The sequence below is a fragment of the Curtobacterium sp. PhB78 genome (genome assembly GCF_003751685.1).
In the GTDB taxonomy this organism is placed as follows: Bacteria; Actinomycetota; Actinomycetes; order Actinomycetales; family Microbacteriaceae; genus Curtobacterium.
The window spans coordinates 146,504-163,306 of the sequence record NZ_RKIA01000003.1 but is presented as its reverse complement, the minus strand read 5'-3'; the positions used below and the strand labels follow the sequence as shown (position 1 = coordinate 163,306).

Here is a 16,803-nt window from a genome sequence, read left to right as displayed (position 1 = left end):
GCAGACTCACAGGCATGGACGATCACCACAGACCGCCCGCCCGTCGTCGATCCGAGGAAGCTGCCCGCTGATGGGCGCCGACACCTGGATCGCCTTCGGGCTCGTCATCCTCTTCGTGCTCGTCGGCGGAGTGTTCGCCGCCGCCGAGATCGCACTCGTCTCGCTCCGTGAGTCGCAGCTGCAGCAACTCGAACGCCGGGGCTCCCGTGGCCTGCGGGTCGCTGAACTCGGGCGTGACCCGAACCGGTTCCTCGCGGCCGTACAGATCGGTGTGACCGTCGCCGGGTTCTTCTCCGCCGCGTACGGCGCCTCGTCGATCGCGCCCGACGTCGCACCCGTGTTCACCGGGCTCGGACTCGGCCAGGGAGCCGCCGAGACGGTCGCCCTCGTGTTGATGACCCTCGTCATCGCCTACCTGTCGCTCGTGTTCGGTGAACTGGTGCCGAAGCGACTCGCCCTGCAGCGCGCCGAGGGCTTCTCGATGCTCGTCGCACCGACCCTCGACCGCTTCGCGACCCTGATGCGCCCGGTGATCTGGGTGCTGTCGGCCTCGACGAACCTGGTCGTCCGCGCACTCGGTGGCGACCCGAACGCCCGCAGTGAGTCGATGAGCACCGAGGAGCTCCGCGGCCTCGTCGACGAGCACACCGGCGTCGACGAGCAGGGCCGCCGGATCGCCCGGAGTGCGCTGGACGCCGGTGACCGGATCCTGCGCGAGTCGATGCGCCCTTGGTACGACGTGTCCACGATCGACGCCGCGCTGACCATCGCCGAGGCCACCGACCACGCGATCGAGGTCGGACACACCCGGTACCTCGTGACCTCCGGCGGACGCGACGAGGTCGACGGCTTCGTGCACCTCCGCGACCTGCTCCGTCCGAGCGACCCGTCCGCACCGGTGTCGACCCTGGTACGCCCGGTGCTCGCACTGCCGGAGACGAAGTCGCTGTCGAGCGCGATCGCGGACATGCGGATCGACGGGCACCAGATCGCCCTGGTGGTGGACGAGTACGGCGGCAGTGCGGGCATGGTCACGCTCGAGGCGCTGCTCGAGGACCTCGTCGGCCGTATCCGCGACGAGTACGACGAACCCACGGCCGAGCACGACGGCGTGGACGGGTCCACGGTGCTCGAGGACCTCGTCGCCGACGGCGGTCCGGCGCTGCCCGACGGTGACTACGAGACCGTCGGCGGCCTCGTCCAGGTCCACCTGGACCGCGTGCCGGAAGTCGGCGACGTCGTCGCCGCCGGCGGACACCGCCTCGAGGTGACCGCCATGGACGGTCACCGCGTGGCGCGCGTCCGGATCACGGCCGACGTCACGCTCTGAACTCCACGCAGCTGACCTGGAGGCCCGTGGCGGCGCCGCCACGGGCCTCCCGTCCGCCCGGCGGGTACGGCCAGTGCCTGCCGGACGGACAGCGCCGCCACGTACGCTCTCCCCATGGGTATCGACGTGCGCAACGAGATCCGCGACTTCCTGTCCTCCCGGCGAGCGCGGCTCACCCCCGAGCAGGTCGGCATGCCGTCGTTCGGCGGCGGGGTCCGACGCGTCCCCGGGCTGCGGCGGCACGAGGTCGCGATGCTCGCCGGCGTGAGCGTCGACTACTACACGCGGCTCGAGCGCGGATCGCTCAAGGGGGTCTCGGACAGCGTGCTCGAGGGCCTCGCGAGCGCCCTGCAGCTCGACGAGGACGAGCGCGTCCACCTGTGGGACCTCACCCGACTGGCGAACTCCGGCGTCAAGACGATGCACCGCACCGTCCCCACCCGGGTCCGCCCCGGCGTCCAGCGCCTGCTCGACGCCATAACCGGCGCGCCTGCCTGGGTGCGGAACGAACGCGGTGACGTCGTCGCGACGAACGAGCTCGGTCGCGCGCTGTACTCGCCGATGTTCGCCGGCCCGGGGCGCCCCGTGAACACCGCACGCTTCACGTTCCTCGACCCCGCGGCCCGTGACTTCTTCCCGGACTGGGCGCAGACCGCGAAGGACGCCGTCGCCGTGCTCCGGGCAGCCGCGGTGTCGAACCCGTGCGAGCCCGGACTCATCACCCTGGTCGGGGAGCTCTCCACGCGCAGCGAGGAGTTCCGCGGCTGGTGGGCCGCGCACGACGTCCGGCTGCAGCGCGCCGGCGGGAAGCGCATCGACCACCCGATCGTCGGCGAGCTCCGGTTGTCGTACGAGGCGCTCGACCTGGTCGCCGACCCCGGCCTGACCCTGTTCACGTACTCGGCCGAGCCGGGCAGCGAGTCCGAGCGGTCGCTGGCCCTGCTCGGCACCTGGGCCGCGACGGAACGGGCCGAGCAGTACGCGGCCCTGCGCGCGGCGGAGTCCGAGTCCGAGTCGGTCGACTGAACCGCTGGTCGGCCCGGCGCACGGTTCGTAGGCTGGGGCCGTGACGAGGACGACGGACGGATCAGCGGGGGACGCCGACTACGCCCGCATCGGCCAGGACTACCGGCAGTACCGGCGCCCCGAACCGACGTTCGCCCGGGCGATCGCGAAGGCCCTCGGCGACGCCCGCACCGTCCTCAACGTGGGTGCCGGTGCCGGATCCTACGAGCCGACCGATCGCGACGTCACGGCCGTCGAACCCTCGGCGTCGATGCGCGCCCAACGACCGGACACCCTGTCGACGGCGATCGACGCCACCGCCGAGGACCTGCCCTTCGACGACGACACGTTCGACGCCGCGATGACGACGTTCTCGGTGCACCAGTGGGGCGACCTCGAGCGTGGGCTGGCCGAGCTGCGCCGGGTGACCCGGGGTCCGATCGTGATCCTGACGTGCGACCCGGCCCGCGTCGAGGACTTCTGGCTCGCCGAGTACGCACCCGAGGTGATGGCGACCGAGGCCCGGCGCTACCCGGCGCTCGACCGCATCGCCGCCGCACTGGGCGATGACACCGTCACGAACACCCCGCTGCCGATCCCGTTCACGTGCGTCGACGGCTTCTCCGAGGCGTACTACGCCCGGCCGGAGCGCCTGCTCGACCCGGGCGCCCGGAAGGCGAACTCGGCGTGGAGCTTCGTCGACGAGCTCACCGCTCGGCGATCGGTGGCCGCCCTCCGTACCGCGCTCGACTCCGGCGAGTGGGACCGGCGGCACGGGGCGCTGCGGATCCAGCCGACCTACGAGGGCGCCCTCGTCCTGGTGACGGCCGTCCCCGCGCTTGACACGTCGACGTAGGCTGGTCGCGTGAGCTTCCAGGAGGTGGTCGGCGCCCGTTTCGCCGGCATCAGGGCGTGAGGCCCCCGGTCGTGCCCGCAGGCACGGCCGCCCTCGTCGAACCCTGACCTCCCTTCGCCCGGTGCGGTGTGCGTCCGCACGCCCCGGGCCCGCTCGAAAGCGATGCACCATGCTCCCCATCACGGAGAAGACCCTCCGCACGTCCTTCGTCAACGCCTCCCGCAAGGAGACGACCGACATCACGCTGCCCGCCGACTTCGAGACGATCGACTGGGACGCGCTCGACTTCCTGGGCTGGCGCGACCCGAAGATCGGTCGGCGTGCGTACGCCGTCGTGCCGACGCTCGAGGGAACGCTCGTCGGCATCGTGTTCCGGCAGGCCGAGGCCTCGTCGCGCTCGCGCGCCCAGTGCTCGTGGTGCCAGGACGTCAAGCTGCCGAACGACGTCGTGTTCTACAGCGCGAAGCGGTCCGGCAAGGCGGGGCGGAACGGCGACACCGTCGGCACGCTCGTCTGCCAGGACTTCCAGTGCTCGCGGAACGTCCGGAAGCTGCCGCCGCCCGCCTACGAGGGCTACGACGTCGAGGCCGCTCGCCTACGGCGCATCGAGGACCTGCAGCTGCGCGCAGCGTCCTTCGCCACGGAGGTCTGAGCCGCCGAGGTCTGAGCCGCCGGCGTCTCGCGTCCGCAACGCGACGGACGGCGGACGGGAGGCGCGGGGCGGGGCCGCCACGGGCCTCCCGTCCGGCAGACGCGACCGTTTCAGGGCCGCGGGTCGCGTTGCGGGGGAAACCGCCCGGTAACGCGGGTGAAACGGTCGTTCCGTAGCCTCGCCACATGGACCTCGGCGACCTCGACGACGCGACCGCCCCCGACGCCGCGGCGGTGATCCGGAGCTGGGCCGACGTGCCCGCCTGGGTCGACGCCCTGGTGGCCGCGCGCCCCTTCGGCTCGGTGCCGGCGCTGCTCGACCGGGCACGTGCCGAGTCGGCGTCGTGGGGTGGGCCGGAGCTCGACCACGCCCTCGCGCAGCACCCGCGGATCGGGGAGCGGACGACCGATGCCTCATCGGCTCGTGAACAGTCGTCGATGCGCACCGCCGGCGACGAGGTGGCCGGCCGGATCGCCGACGGCAACGTCGCGTACGAACAGCGGTTCGGCCGCGTGTTCCTGGTGCGGGCCGCCGGACGGACGCCCGAGGAGCTGCTGGCCGAGCTCGACCGGCGCCTCGCGGGCGACCCGGCGGTCGAGACGCGTGAGGCCGCCGCTGCCCTGTCCGACATCGCCCTGCACCGCATCCGTGCGACCTTCGCCGTGCCGCACCTGACCACGCACGTGCTCGACGCCACCACCGGCACCCCGGCGGTCGGCGTCGGCCTGACGCTCAGCACCGTGGACGGTGACGTCGTCGCGACCGGCTCGACCGATGCCGACGGCCGTGCGGCACTCGGCCCCGACGTGCTCGCGCGCACCGACCACGTGCTGCGCTTCGACACCGGCCCGCACTTCGCCGCTGCCGGGGTGCCGACCTTCCACCCGTTCGTGACCGTGGCGTTCCGCGTCACGGGAACCGAGCACCTGCACGTCCCGCTGCTGCTGAGCCCCTTCGCCTACAGCACCTACCGAGGGAGTTGACCGCCATGTCGGAGACCACCGTCCACCTGGGACCGAACAAGTACGGCAAGGCCGAGAACCGCCTGGTGCGGGTGACCCGGCACGGGGACCGGCACGAGATCGCCGACCTGACCGTGACGTCGCAGCTCATCGGCGAGGCGTTCGCCGGGTCGTTCACCAGCGGCGACAACTCCCGGATCGTCGCGACGGACACCCAGAAGAACACGGTGTTCGCCCTGGCGAAGGAACACGGCGTCGGAGCCCCGGAGGACTTCCTCGCACTGCTCGCCGACCAGTTCACGAGCGAGTTCGACTGGGTCGAGGGCGGGCTTTGGCAGGCGGAGGTGCACCCGTGGGAACGCATCACGGTCGACGGACAGCCGCACGACCACTCGTTCCGACGCACCGGCACGGGCACCCGCCTGGCGACGGTGCACGTCGAGGGCGGCGAGCGCCACGTCACCGGCGGGGTCAAGGACCTGGTCGTCCTGAAGTCGACCGGCTCCGAGTTCCACGGGTTCCCGCGGTCGCGGTTCACGACCCTGCCGGAGACGACGGACCGGATCATGGCGACCGAGGTCACGGCGCGGTGGCGGTACCTGCCGTCCGCCGTCGCAGCGGGGATCGACTACGACCACCTGTACGAGGAAGTCGTCGCCGTGATGCTCGAGCAGTTCGCCACGGTGCACTCGCTCGCCCTGCAGCAGACGCTGTGGGAGATGGGGCGGGCGGCGATCGAACTGCGGCCCGAACTCGCCGAGGTGCGGTTCGCGATGCCGAACAAGCACCACTTCGTCGTGGACCTCTCGCCGTTCGACCTGACGAACGAGAACGAGGTGTTCATCGCGGCCGACCGTCCCTACGGGCTGATCGAGGGGACGGTCGTCCGCGACGGCGTGGCCGAGGCGCCCCGCGCGTGGGAGCACCTGCCCGCCTTCGTCTAGGCCGAGGGCTCCTCGCGCGGCAGCGCGATCGGCGCTGTCGACCGCACCCCGTCGTACGAACCGACCGCCGGGTCCTCGCCGTACCGCTCGGCCACGGAACGCGACCCGAGCAGCAGGTTGAGCAGGATCGCCGCGACGGCGCCGGCCGAGATCCCCGAGTCGAACACCAGCGTGAACCAGGTCGGGAACTGCCCGTAGATCTCCGGGGCGACGGTCGGCAGCAGCGCGATGCCGAGCGGCAGCGCCACCACGAGCACGTTCCGGTTGTCGAACCGCACCTTCGACAGCGTCCTGATGCCCGACGCCGCGACCATGCCGAACAGCGCGACACCGGCACCGCCGAGCACCGCGTGCGGGATCGCCTCGACCACCGCGGCCACCTTCGGCACCAGGCCGAGCACGACGAGGATGCCGCCAGCCGCCGTCGCCACGTACCGGGAGCGCACGCCGGTCAGTGCGACGAGCCCGACGTTCTGCGCGAACGCCGTGTACGGGAACGTGTTGAACACCCCGCCGACGACGGTGCCGAGTCCGTCCGCGCGCAGACCGTCGGCGAGCGTGCGCTTCGACACCGGGCGGCCGGTGACCTCGCCGACCGCGATCATGTCGCCGGTGGTCTCGGTCATGATCACGAGCCCGACGACGAGCATCGACACGATCGAGGCGAGGTCGAACGTCGGCAGCCCGAAGTGGAACGGCGTGACGAAGGCGAACCAGCCCGCGTCGCCGATGCCCGACCCGTCGACCATGCCGGGGATGAACAGCGCCACGACCGTGCCGAGCAGCAGTCCGAACAGCACCGAGACCCGGGCGAGACCGCGCGGGGCGAACCGTTCGACCAGGACGATCGCGAGCAGGACCCCGGCTGCGAACGCGACGTCGAGCGGGTCGGCAGCACCGTCCTTCCCGCCGTCGGTGACCCAACCGGCGGCGACGCTCATGAGCGACAGACCGATGATCAGGATGACCGTGCCGGTGACGATCGGTGGGAACAGCCGGACGAGCTGCGCGAACCACGGTGCGACGACCACCATGAAGACACCGCAGGCGATCGTCGCCCCGTAGACGGCGGTGATGCCGTGCTCGGTGCCGATCGCGATCATCGGGCCGACGGCGGCGAAGGTGACACCCTGCACGAGCGGCAGCCGGACTCCGAACCGCCAGAAGCCGACGGACTGCACGATCGTGGCGAGGCCCGCGACGAACAGGTCGGCACTGATGAGGAAGGCCAGGTCGGCGCTGTCGAAGCCGAGGGCCCCACCGACGATGAGCGGGACGGCGATCGCGCCCGCGTACATCGCGAGCACGTGCTGCAGGCCGAGCGGCAGGAGCCTGGCGAGCGGTGGGACGGAGTCGACGCCGTCCTCGGTCGGTGTCGCGCGCGGTGTCTTCGTGGTCGTCATGGCGTCCCCTTCGAGCGGTGGTTTCCCTGTGCTCCGGACGCTATGCACCCCGTGTTTCCCCGCGATGACGGGCGTGGGTCGCGTCGGTCACCGGACCAGCGCCCGAAACGCACGCCGAGACGGACGGGAGGCCCGTGGCGGATCCGTCACGGGCCTCCCGGCCGTCATCCGGTTGCGTCAGCGACCGATGGTCGACATGTCGGGGTAGCGGTCGCCGGTCGGGACCGGGAGCGCCGACAGGCGCGCGACCTGGTCCGCGGTGAGGGTCAGGTCGGCGGCACCGACGTTCTCCTCGAGGCGCGACACGCGCTTCGTGCCCGGGATCGGCACGACGTCGTCGCCCTGGGCGAGCAGCCAGGCGAGGGAGACCTGGGCCGGGGTCGCGTCGGCTTCGGCGGCGATCGCCTTGACGGCGTCGACGATGCGCATGTTCTGCGCGAACGCCTCTTCCTGGAAGCGCGGGTTCGCCAGGCGGAAGTCGTCGGAGTCCAGGTCGGACGGCTTCGTGATCGCACCGGTCAGGAACCCGCGGCCGAGCGGCGAGTACGGCACCAGCCCGATGCCGAGCTCGCGCAGGGTGTCGAGCACCGCACCCTCGGGGTCGCGCGTCCACAGCGAGTACTCGCTCTGCAGGGCGGTGATCGGGTGGACCGCGTGGGCCTTCCGGATCGTCTCGGGTCCGGCCTCGGACAGGCCGATGTGCCGGATCTTGCCCTCCTGCACGAAGCCGGCGAGCTGCCCGATGACGTCCTCGATCGGGACGGCCGGGTCGACGCGGTGCTGGTAGTACAGGTCGATGTGGTCGGTGCCGAGGCGCCGCAGGGACCCCTCGAGGGCCTCGCGCACGGACTCCGGTGCGGAGCTGATGCCGCGGCCGGTGGCGGGCGTCTCCTCACCGGCGGTGTGGGTGATGAGGCCGAACTTCGTCGCGATCACGACGTCGTCGCGGCGGTCGGCGAGGGCCCGGCGGAGCAGGTCCTCGTTCGTGTAGGGGCCGTACGCCTCGGCCGTGTCGAACAGGGTGACGCCGAGGTCGATCGCGCGGTGGATGGTGCGGATCGACTCCGCGTCGTCGGTGCCGGCGCCCGTGTAGAAGGCGCTCATGCCCATGGTGCCGAGGCCGACGGGTCCGACCTCGAGGTGTGCGAGCTTGCGTGTCTGCATGGTGCAGGTCTACTCCGGGAGCACCGCTCGGAGGAAGGCACTGCCTGTGCCGGTCAGACACGGGCACCGTTCGTGTGGATCCTCCAAGGTCCACGCGGGGCAGCGCGGCCTTCTGGTGTGATCGGGGCGTGAACCTGTACTTCCGGCTGTTCCTGTTGCGCCTGCGTGTCCGGCTCCGCCCGACGACCGGCGGACGGCGGCCATCGCTCTGGGACGAGGCACGCACACCGTTCCGCGTGACCCTGACCGACCTGGACCCGCTGCGGCACGTCAACAACGGGAAGTACCTGTCGATGCTCGACCTCGGGCGGCTCGACCTGATGCTGCGGTCGGGGTTCTGGGGCGCGATCGCGGAGCGCGGCTGGTACCCGGTCGTCTCGGCGCAGACCATCACGTACAAGCGGTCCCTGACGCTCGGGCAGCGGTTCGAGCTCGTGACCCGGGTGCTCGGCGTCGACGACCGGGCCGTGTACCTGGAGCAGACCTTCGTCCGTCGCGGAGCCGTCGTCGCCCGTGCCGTCGTGCAGGCGCGGTTCCTGCGACGCTCCGGCGGGACCGTCCCGATGACGGACCTGCTCGACGCCGTGGGCGGAGCACCGGATGACCGCGAACTGCCCGCGTGGGTGCACGGGTGGGCGGGTGCCGTCCGGATCAGCAGCGCGGCGTAGACACGGCGGCGGTACGCTCGGAGGACGGGGTGGACGCCCCGGGACGGAAGGGGAACGTCATGGTCGTCATGTGGATCGTCATCGGAGTGGTCGTGGCCATCGCCGCGCTGCTCACCGTGCTCGAGGTGCAGAACCGCCGTCGTGCGAAGCGCCTCGCCCACCTCGAACCGGTCGACCCGACCCTCGGCGCCCGCTCCCTCGCCGACGCCGAGGCAGCGCACTCGATGACCGAGGGCCTCGCGAAGTCCGCACACCCAGGCATCACCGGTGCCAGCGGGGGACTCGCCGGCTCGTGAGCCGCACGTCGACCCGGCGCGCCCTGCTCGCCGGGGGCGTCGGACTCGGGCTCGCCGGGGTCCTGGCAGCGTGCACCCGGCCGAGCCCCGCTCCGTCGGGCTCGCCGCGACCGACCGCCAGCGGCTCCGCACAGCCGACGAGCACGCCTTCGGGCACGCCGACGCCCGGCGGCCCCGACTCGTGGGACGCCCTCGCCGCCGCGGTCTCCGGCACGGTGCTCCGGTCCGGGTCGAACGGGTGGGACAGCGCGCGCGTGCTCGAGAACCCGCGCTACGACGACGCCGACCCGCAGGGCATCCTGCGCGCCGCCGGCGTGGCCGACGTGCAGGCCGGTCTCGCGTTCGCGCGGAACACCCGCACCCCCCTCGCACTGCGAGCGGGCGGGCACTCGTACACGGGCTGGTCGGCCGGCGGCGCACCCGGGACCGACGTCCCGCGGTCGCTCGTGATCAGCACGCAGGACCTCGACGGCATCGAACTGCACGACGACGACACCGTCACGATCGGCCCGGGCGCGCAGCTCGGGGACGTCTACGCCGCGCTGGCGAAGGCCGGACGGGCAATCGGCGCCGGCTCCTGTCCGACCGTCGGCATCGGTGGGCTCACCCTCGGCGGCGGGGTCGGCGTGCTCGTCCGCTCGTTCGGGCTGACCTGCGACCAGCTCACCGGCGTGACGCTCGTCACGCCGGACGGCGCCGTGCACGAGGTCTCGACGTCCAGCGAACCGGACCTGTTCTGGGCCTGCCGCGGTGGGGGCGGTGGAACCGTCGGCGTCGTGACCGCACTGACGTACCGGACGCAGGCCGCGCCTCCCGTCCTGCTCTTCACCATCACGTTCGCGTGGTCGGCCGCCGCTGCCGTGGTGCGCGCCTGGCAGGACTGGGCGCCCACCGCCGACCCGAAGCTGTGGTCGACGCTCAAGCTGCTGAACGGCAGCCAGCACACCGCCCCGACGGTCACCGTGACCGGCGTGTGGACCGGTTCGAAGACCGGCGCCGACACCTCCGTCGACGGTTTCATCGCCGCCACTGGTGCGAAGCCCCTCGCCCACACCGGGCAGGTGCTCACCTACGGCGCCGCGATGTCCGCGCTGGCGGGGAAGCCGCAGCGGGTGTCCGAGGCAGCGACGTCGTCGATCGGATCGGCGAAGCTCACCGATGCGCAGATCGACGTGCTCGTCGCCCAGGCGGCCGCGGCGGGCGACGTTGTCGGCAACCTCGAGGGCGGAGTCGCGCTCGACGCCCTCGGCGGCGTCGTGGCGGACGTCGGCCGGACCGACTCGGCGTTCCCGTGGCGGTCCGCGCTCATGACCGTGCAGTACACGGCGGTCTTCGCTGACGGCGCGGACCCTGCACCGTTCGACGCGTACGTGCGGGGCTTCCGACGGGCCATGCGGCCGGCGTGGGGCGAGGCGGCGTACGCGAACTACTGCGACGCGGCCATCACGGACCCGTCGGCGTACTTCGGGGACAACACCTCGCGGCTGCACCGCATCGCGGAACAGGCGGACCCGACGGGCGTGCTCGACCAGCCGAACTGGGTCTGACGCCGCAAGAGTCTCGGCCCGACGCGCGCGATTCTCGGTGTGGGCGACAGCTCTCGTGGCGCGCACCGCGAGAACTGTCGCCCACGCCGGGTCTCGGGCAGGAGCCGGGCCGGCCGGGCCGGGCCGGGCCGTCCTACGATGACCGCATGGACATCGTCGACCTGGTGCTGCCGGACGTCGCCGCGTGGCGCGCCTGGCTCGACGCGCACGAGGGCGACGCCGACGGGGTGTGGCTCGTGCTCGCGAAGAAGGGCGTCACCGAGCCGACGACCCTGACCTACGACACCGCCCTCGACGAGGCACTGTGCTCCGGGTGGATCGACGGGCAGAAGCGCGGCCGCGACGAGGCGACCTTCCGCCAGCGCTTCACCCCGCGGCGGAAGGCGTCGCTCTGGTCGCAGCGGAACATCGGACTCGTCGCGACGCTCATCGCCGACGGCCGGATGCGCGACCGCGGTCAGGCCGAGATCGACCGGGCCAAGGGCGACGGCCGGTGGGACCGCGCGTACGCCGGCGCCGCGACCGCCACCGTCCCCGACGACCTGCAGGCGGCACTCGACGCCTCGCCCGCGGCCGCCGCCCTGTTCGCCGAGCTCGACGGCACGAACCGGTACGCCGTGCTGCACCGGATCACGACCGCGCCGAGTACGACCTCGCGGACCAACCGGCTGACGAAGCTCGTCTCCGGGTTGGCGCGTGGCGAGACGCCGTACCCGCGTCCGGACCGGTCGGAGCGCCGGGGGACACCGACTCAGGGACCGGCAACGCCTCCGGCGTAGACCGGGGACATGACCACTGACACCGACACCACGAACCGCCCGGCCGCGGCCTCCGGCACCTTCCGCATCGGTGGCGACCTCGAGGTCCACCGCCTCGGCTACGGCACCATGCAGCTCACCGGCCCCGGCGTCTGGGGACCCCCGAAGGACCACGACGAGGCCGTCCGCGTGCTGCGGCGCGCCGTCGAGCTCGGCGTGGACTTCTTCGACACCGCCGACTCGTACGGCCCCTACGTCGCCGAGGAGCTCCTGCACGAGGCGCTCCACCCCTACGGCGACGACGTCGTCATCGCGACGAAGGCCGGACTCACCCGGACCGGCCCGAACGAGTGGCCGCCGGTCGGCCGTCCGGAGTACCTGCGGCAGGAGGCCGAGATGAGCCTCCGCCGTCTGGGCCTCGAGCGCATCGACCTGTTCCAGCTGCACCGCATCGACCCGAAGGTCCCGCTCGAGGACCAGGTCGGCGAGCTGAAGAAGCTGCAGGACGAGGGCAAGATCCGGCACATCGGCCTGTCCGAGGTGTCGGTCGACGACGTCAAGGCGGCCCAGGAGATCGCGACGATCGTCTCCGTCCAGAACCTGTACAACCTGCAGAAGCGCGACGCCGAGGAGCTCCTCGACTGGTCGACCGAGCAGGGCATCGCGTTCATCCCGTGGTTCCCGCTCGCGACCGGCGGGCTGACCGGCGAGGACTCTCCGCTCACCGAGATCGCGTCGCGGAAGGGTGCGTCCCCGGCGCAGCTCGCCCTCGCGTGGCTGCTCAAGCGCTCGCCCGTCGTGCTCCCGATCCCGGGCACCTCGAGCGTCTCGCACCTGGAGGACAACCTGCAGGGCGCGACCATCGAGCTCACCGACGACGAGTTCGAGGAGCTGTCGAAGCTGGGTTCCTGACCCGGGGTCGCGGACGCGACCGAACGGCGGACTGGAGGCCCGTGGCGACACCGCCACGGGCCTCCAGTCCGTCTTCTGGTTGCGCATACATACGCGGTATGGGCATACTCGGTATGTCCATGGTGGACGAGAGACGGGGGAAGTGTCATGAGCGTACGGATGGGCGTACTCGCGCTGCTGGTGGGGGGACCCGGGTACGGGTACCAGCTCCGGGGGGAGTTCGAGCACCGCACCGGCGGGAGCTGGCCGCTGAACATCGGCCAGGTCTACACGACACTCGACCGCCTGGAACGCGACGGCCTCGTGGCCCGCGGCGACACCGATGACGACGGCCACGTCGTCTACACGGTGACCGACGCGGGTCGCGGGGAAGTGGCGCGTTGGTTCAGCGAGCCGGTACCCGCCAAGCGTGGTCGTGACGAACTCGCGATCAAGTTCGCGCTCGCCGTGACGGTGCCCGGCGTCGACGTCGCGCGTCTGGTGCAGGTGCAGCGCGGTGCCGCGATCCGGAACCTGCAGGACCTGACCCGGCTCAAGCGCACGACCGATCCCGCGACGGACCTGGCGTGGTCGCTCGTGCTCGAGTCGATGGTGTTCCAGGCCGAGGCCGAGGTGCGCTGGCTCGACCACGTGGAGTCGACCGTGGCGCGGTACCGGCCGGACGAGCACCCGGCGGCTGACGCCGACTCCTCGTCCCCGACCGCTGCCGACGTCGCGCGGAGTGCACGGTGAGCGCCGCACCGCTCCTGCAGCTCGACGCCGTCAGCGTGCACTACGGCTCCGGCGCCAAGGCCGTCACGGCGCTGGCCGGCATCGACCTGGCCGTCCAGCGCGGCGAGATGGTCGCCGTGATGGGGACCTCGGGCTCCGGCAAGTCGACGCTGCTCGCCTGCGCCGGCACCCTGCTGCCGCCGACGAGCGGCGAAGTGCTGATCGACGGCGAGTTCGTGTCCGACCGGCCCGCCAAGGAACTCGCTGCCCTCCGCCGTCGCCTCATCGGGTTCGTGTTCCAGGACTTCAACCTGATCCCGTCGCTCACCGCGGTCGAGAACGTGGCGCTGCCGCTCGAGCTCGACGGCTGGAAGGCCTCGCAGGCCCGCCGCGCCGCGGAACTGGCACTCGACAACGTCGAACTCGCACACCGCGGCGACGCCTACCCGGACGACCTGTCCGGCGGGCAGCAGCAGCGCGTCGCGATCGCCCGGGGCGTGGTCGGCGAACGTCGGCTCGTGCTGGCGGACGAACCGACCGGTGCCCTCGACTCGCAGACCGGCGAGGTCGTGCTCCGCATGCTCCGACGACACGTGGACGCCGGAGCCGGCGCACTGCTCGTCACCCACGACGCCCGGCACGCTGCCTGGGCGGACCGGATCGTCTTCCTGCGCGACGGTCGCGTGGTCGACGAGACCGTGTACTCGGGCGTGGAGCTCGCCCTGTCGGACCGGACCGCGTCGTGAGCCGGCGTCGGCGTCCCGGTACCGGCCGGACGCCGTTCGCCCTCCGACCGGCGCTCCGTCTGGGGCGTCGACTGGCGTTCGCGAAGGCCGGACGCGCGGCGCTCATCATCGCGCTCATCGGCATCCCCACCGCCGGGTTCGCCGCGGTGGCGGTCGTCGTGCAGTCGACGCAGCCCACGACCGCGGAGTCGCTGGACTACGACCTCGGCAAGGCAGCCGCGCAGATGCGGGTCTCCGGCCCGGACCTGCCCGGCATGCGGCAGGACCCGGTGCAGTGGCAGTTCACCGACGCGAAGCGGAACAGCCCGGTCACGAAGGCCGACGAGGACCCGCCGTTCGCGAACGTGCTCGCCCACGTGCCGGACGGTGCGCTGTCGATCCCGGTCGGCGGCACGCCCGTCGTGGTGCAGGGGCCCAAGGGACCTGTCGGCCTGGCCGCGGTGGAGGGCAGCGTCTGGGACCCGTCGCTCGAGGGCCACTGGCGTGTCCTCGACGGGTCGGCGCCGACCGCGCGCAACCAACTCATGGTCACGCCGGCGACCCTCGACCGCCTCGACGCGCACATCGGTGACACCATCGACATCACCGATCCCGTCACGAAGCGGTTCACGATCACCGGGACGATGCGCGACCTCGGTTCGGCGCCCACCGAGCAGGGCGTGTTCCTGCCATGGGGGACGACCCTGTCGACGACCGACACCACGGACGACGCGGGTCTCACCGACGTCACCGTCTACCTGCCGTCGGACGCCCCGACCTGGTCGGAGATCCGCCAGCTCAACGCGCACGGCATCGTCGTGCAGTCCCGCCCGGTCGTGCTCGACCCGCCGGACGCCCGCCTGCCCGGCGGCCAGGTGAGCTCGTCGCTCGGCTGGTACCTCGGTGCGATGGCGCTGCTCGGGGTCTTCGCGATGTTCGAGGTCGCGCTGCTCGCCGGGGCCGCGTTCCTGGTCGGCACCCGGGCGGACACCCGTTCGTACGCGATCGTCACGAGCGTCGGCGGGGACAAGCGGTTCGTCCGGACGATCGTCGCCGGGTCCGGCCTCGTGCTCGGGTCCATCGGCGCCGTCCTCGGCGTCGCGGTGGGCACCGGGATCGGCGTCGCGGTGTTCCGCCTGATCGACAACGGCGACGTCGTGTCGTTCCCCGGCCTGCACGTGCCCCCGCTCCTGCTGCTGGTGGTCGCAGCCGCCGGCGTCCTGGCCGGGCTGGTCTCCGCACTCGCCGCCGCCCGGGCCGCCACCCGCATCAACGTGCTCGCGGCGCTGCGGGGTTCACTCCGACCCGCGCCCGTCGACCGTCCTGCTCGTCGTCGGCGACGCATCTGGGGGCCGGTGCTCATCATCGCCGGCGCCGTGATGACGCTGGCCTGCGGCGCCGGGGTGCTTCTGCTCAACGACCGCCGGGTGCAGGACGACCACTGGGCCTGGGTGGTCGGTGCCGGGGTCGCGCTCGGGCCGTGCCTGATGCAGCTCGGCATCGCGATCTGCTCGCCGTGGCTCCTGGCCCTGGTGTCCCGGATGTCCGCACGCCTGGGCCTGTCGGCTCGGTTGGCCGCCCGCGATGCCCGGCGCAACCCCGTCCGGACGGTGCCGGTGCTCGCCAGTGTGATGAGCGTCGTGTTCGTCGCGTCGGTCGTGATCACGTGGAGTGCGTCGAGCCACGCGCAGTACGTCCGCGGGTACGAGTACACGACGGCGGTCGGGGTCGCGACGTCCGAGGTGCAGCTGTCCAGCGAGGACGGTGCCGCCAGCGGGCACGACGCGGCGTTGACCGCCCACGCGGCGAAGGTCGTCGCGAGGGTGCTCGACCACGACCGGATCCGGGTGCTCGGCGTGGCCGAGGGCTGGGCGGGCGACACCCCGTCGTCCGTGACGATGCCGCACCGGTGGACGGACTTCGACTGCGACGGCTACGACTCCACGTCGTGCTCGTACTACCTCGACACCGCTGACGCGACCGTCCCGCACATCTGGACGGGCACCGTCGACGACTACGCGGTGCTCACCGGACACCGACCGTCTGCTGCCGTGCGAGATGCACTCGAGGGCGGCAAGGCGGTGTCACTGTGGCCGGAGTACGCCCACGACGGTGCCGTCCGCATCGACACGTTCCACGACCGCACGTGGGAGAGCCCGACGATCACGACGACGACGAAACCGGACGCCAGCGTGTCGATCCCGGCCGTGCTCGACGTGCAGTCGCCGCGGATCCAGGTCGGCGTCTTCATGACGAAGGCGACCGCGGCGCACTACGGGGTGCGCGCCGTCGACGGCATGCTCGTCACGACGCTGCCCGGGGACATCGCGCCCGAGGAGTGGGACGAGCTGAGTTCCGCCTGGCAGAGCTTCGGCGGCGCGGACCGCGCTCGGTGGGACGGCCCGCAGTTCGCCTACGAGGCCGGGCCGGTCGACAACGGCGCGCTCATCCGGGCGATCGTGCTCGCGCTCGCTGCGGCGGTGACGATCGGTGCGACGGCGGTGGCCATCGGGCTCGCGCGGTCCGACGGGCGCCGAGACGACGAGGTGCTCGACGCGATCGGTGCCGCACCACGACTGCGGCGTCGGGTGTCGACCTGGCAGGCGGCGATCCTGGCCTCGGTGGGCGCGGTGATCGGCACCCTGCTGGGGCTGCTGCCGATGCGGGCACTCACCCTGCGGTTCACGGAGCCAGCGGTCGGGTCGAACCACATGCCGTTCGTGCCGGACTGGTCGATGCTGGCCGTGCTCGGGATCGGGTTGCCGCTCCTGGTGACGGCCGGGGCATGGCTCACCGCGCACGGCCGACGCCGGGTGGCGGTGCGGCGGGCGCACTGAGGTGTGGGGCACTGAGGTGTGGGGCGGCGCTGC

Annotated in this window: 16 protein-coding genes; 14 read left to right on the top strand and 2 right to left on the bottom strand. The window is 72.3% G+C overall.

The window, feature by feature from the left end:
• The first annotated feature begins 70 nt into the window (after nt 1-70).
• The 6 genes from EDF53_RS07645 (at nt 71) to pucL (ending at nt 5,749) form a co-directional block, all read left to right on the top strand.
• Nucleotides 71-1,330, top strand: a complete 1,260-nt coding sequence (locus EDF53_RS07645) for a hemolysin family protein (RefSeq protein WP_123293004.1) — start codon at nt 71-73, stop codon at nt 1,328-1,330.
• Nucleotides 1,331-1,444: 114 nt separating this feature from the next.
• Nucleotides 1,445-2,356, top strand: a complete 912-nt coding sequence (locus EDF53_RS07640) for a helix-turn-helix transcriptional regulator (RefSeq protein WP_123293003.1) — start codon at nt 1,445-1,447, stop codon at nt 2,354-2,356.
• A gap of 40 nt (nt 2,357-2,396) precedes the next feature.
• Nucleotides 2,397-3,191, top strand: coding sequence for a class I SAM-dependent methyltransferase (locus tag EDF53_RS07635; protein ID WP_123293002.1), 795 nt, complete (start codon nt 2,397-2,399; stop codon nt 3,189-3,191).
• A gap of 169 nt (nt 3,192-3,360) precedes the next feature.
• A complete protein-coding gene (locus EDF53_RS07630) occupies nt 3,361-3,843 on the top strand; it encodes an FBP domain-containing protein (RefSeq protein ID WP_123293001.1) in 483 nt (160 codons plus the stop codon).
• Nucleotides 3,844-4,028: 185 nt separating this feature from the next.
• Nucleotides 4,029-4,826 (top strand): hydroxyisourate hydrolase, encoded by a 798-nt coding sequence (uraH, locus tag EDF53_RS19760; RefSeq protein WP_123293000.1) that lies wholly within the window; start codon nt 4,029-4,031, stop codon nt 4,824-4,826.
• 5 nt (nt 4,827-4,831) lie between these two features.
• Complete coding sequence (pucL, locus tag EDF53_RS07620) at nt 4,832-5,749, top strand: factor-independent urate hydroxylase (RefSeq protein WP_123292999.1); 918 nt, start codon at nt 4,832-4,834, stop codon at nt 5,747-5,749.
• On the opposite strand, the gene EDF53_RS07615 is transcribed toward pucL, so the two are convergent.
• Both EDF53_RS07615 and EDF53_RS07610 read right to left on the bottom strand, forming a co-directional pair.
• The gene (locus EDF53_RS07615; protein WP_260215241.1) at nt 5,746-7,152 is read right to left on the bottom strand and encodes a nucleobase:cation symporter-2 family protein; all 1,407 of its coding nucleotides are present in this window, start codon (nt 7,150-7,152) and stop codon (nt 5,746-5,748) included. The genes pucL and EDF53_RS07615 overlap by 4 nt on opposite strands.
• Nucleotides 7,153-7,329: 177 nt before the next feature.
• A complete protein-coding gene (locus EDF53_RS07610; RefSeq protein ID WP_123292998.1) occupies nt 7,330-8,316 on the bottom strand; it encodes an aldo/keto reductase in 987 nt (328 codons plus the stop codon).
• 128 nt (nt 8,317-8,444) lie between these two features.
• Here EDF53_RS07610 and EDF53_RS07605 point away from each other — a divergent pair, with 128 nt between their 5' ends.
• The 8 genes from EDF53_RS07605 to EDF53_RS07575 all read left to right on the top strand — a co-directional run bounded on the left by EDF53_RS07605 (nt 8,445) and on the right by EDF53_RS07575 (nt 16,770).
• Complete coding sequence (locus EDF53_RS07605; protein ID WP_123292997.1) at nt 8,445-8,984, top strand: acyl-CoA thioesterase; 540 nt, start codon at nt 8,445-8,447, stop codon at nt 8,982-8,984.
• A 59-nt stretch (nt 8,985-9,043) separates the two neighbouring features.
• Nucleotides 9,044-9,280, top strand: a complete 237-nt coding sequence (locus EDF53_RS19285) for a hypothetical protein (RefSeq protein WP_159572479.1) — start codon at nt 9,044-9,046, stop codon at nt 9,278-9,280.
• Nucleotides 9,277-10,827, top strand: coding sequence for an FAD-binding oxidoreductase (locus EDF53_RS07600; RefSeq protein ID WP_185020982.1), 1,551 nt, complete (start codon nt 9,277-9,279; stop codon nt 10,825-10,827). Before EDF53_RS19285 ends, EDF53_RS07600 begins: the two co-directional genes overlap by 4 nt.
• Before the next feature lie 146 nt (nt 10,828-10,973).
• Complete coding sequence (locus EDF53_RS07595) at nt 10,974-11,606, top strand: YdeI family protein (RefSeq protein WP_123292995.1); 633 nt, start codon at nt 10,974-10,976, stop codon at nt 11,604-11,606.
• A 9-nt stretch (nt 11,607-11,615) separates the two neighbouring features.
• Nucleotides 11,616-12,497: an aldo/keto reductase gene (locus tag EDF53_RS07590; protein WP_123292994.1), complete on the top strand. Its 882-nt coding sequence runs from the start codon at nt 11,616-11,618 to the stop codon at nt 12,495-12,497.
• Between the two features lie 147 nt (nt 12,498-12,644).
• The gene (locus tag EDF53_RS07585; RefSeq protein ID WP_260215240.1) at nt 12,645-13,229 is read left to right on the top strand and encodes a PadR family transcriptional regulator; all 585 of its coding nucleotides are present in this window, start codon (nt 12,645-12,647) and stop codon (nt 13,227-13,229) included.
• Nucleotides 13,226-13,954: an ABC transporter ATP-binding protein gene (locus EDF53_RS07580; RefSeq protein ID WP_123292992.1), complete on the top strand. Its 729-nt coding sequence runs from the start codon at nt 13,226-13,228 to the stop codon at nt 13,952-13,954. The genes EDF53_RS07585 and EDF53_RS07580 overlap by 4 nt, the downstream gene beginning before the upstream one ends.
• On the top strand, nt 13,951-16,770 hold the full coding sequence (locus tag EDF53_RS07575) for an FtsX-like permease family protein (RefSeq protein WP_123292991.1): 2,820 nt from the start codon (nt 13,951-13,953) through the stop codon (nt 16,768-16,770). The genes EDF53_RS07580 and EDF53_RS07575 overlap by 4 nt, the downstream gene beginning before the upstream one ends.
• Nucleotides 16,771-16,803 lie beyond the last annotated feature (33 nt).

Excerpts from the sequence above, each read along its gene's own strand:
- EDF53_RS07645 (WP_123293004.1), top strand. The coding sequence starts at position 71 with ATGGGCGCCGACACCTGGATCGCCTTCGGGCTCGTCATCCTCTTCGTG.
- EDF53_RS07640 (WP_123293003.1), top strand. The coding sequence starts at position 1,445 with ATGGGTATCGACGTGCGCAACGAGATCCGCGACTTCCTGTCCTCCCGG.
- EDF53_RS07630 (WP_123293001.1), top strand. The coding sequence starts at position 3,361 with ATGCTCCCCATCACGGAGAAGACCCTCCGCACGTCCTTCGTCAACGCC.
- uraH (WP_123293000.1), top strand. The coding sequence starts at position 4,029 with ATGGACCTCGGCGACCTCGACGACGCGACCGCCCCCGACGCCGCGGCG.
- pucL (WP_123292999.1), top strand. The coding sequence starts at position 4,832 with ATGTCGGAGACCACCGTCCACCTGGGACCGAACAAGTACGGCAAGGCC.
- EDF53_RS07615 (WP_260215241.1), bottom strand. The coding sequence starts at position 7,152 with ATGACGACCACGAAGACACCGCGCGCGACACCGACCGAGGACGGCGTC.
- EDF53_RS07610 (WP_123292998.1), bottom strand. The coding sequence starts at position 8,316 with ATGCAGACACGCAAGCTCGCACACCTCGAGGTCGGACCCGTCGGCCTC.
- EDF53_RS19285 (WP_159572479.1), top strand. The coding sequence starts at position 9,044 with ATGGTCGTCATGTGGATCGTCATCGGAGTGGTCGTGGCCATCGCCGCG.
- EDF53_RS07595 (WP_123292995.1), top strand. The coding sequence starts at position 10,974 with ATGGACATCGTCGACCTGGTGCTGCCGGACGTCGCCGCGTGGCGCGCC.
- EDF53_RS07590 (WP_123292994.1), top strand. The coding sequence starts at position 11,616 with ATGACCACTGACACCGACACCACGAACCGCCCGGCCGCGGCCTCCGGC.
- EDF53_RS07585 (WP_260215240.1), top strand. The coding sequence starts at position 12,645 with ATGAGCGTACGGATGGGCGTACTCGCGCTGCTGGTGGGGGGACCCGGG.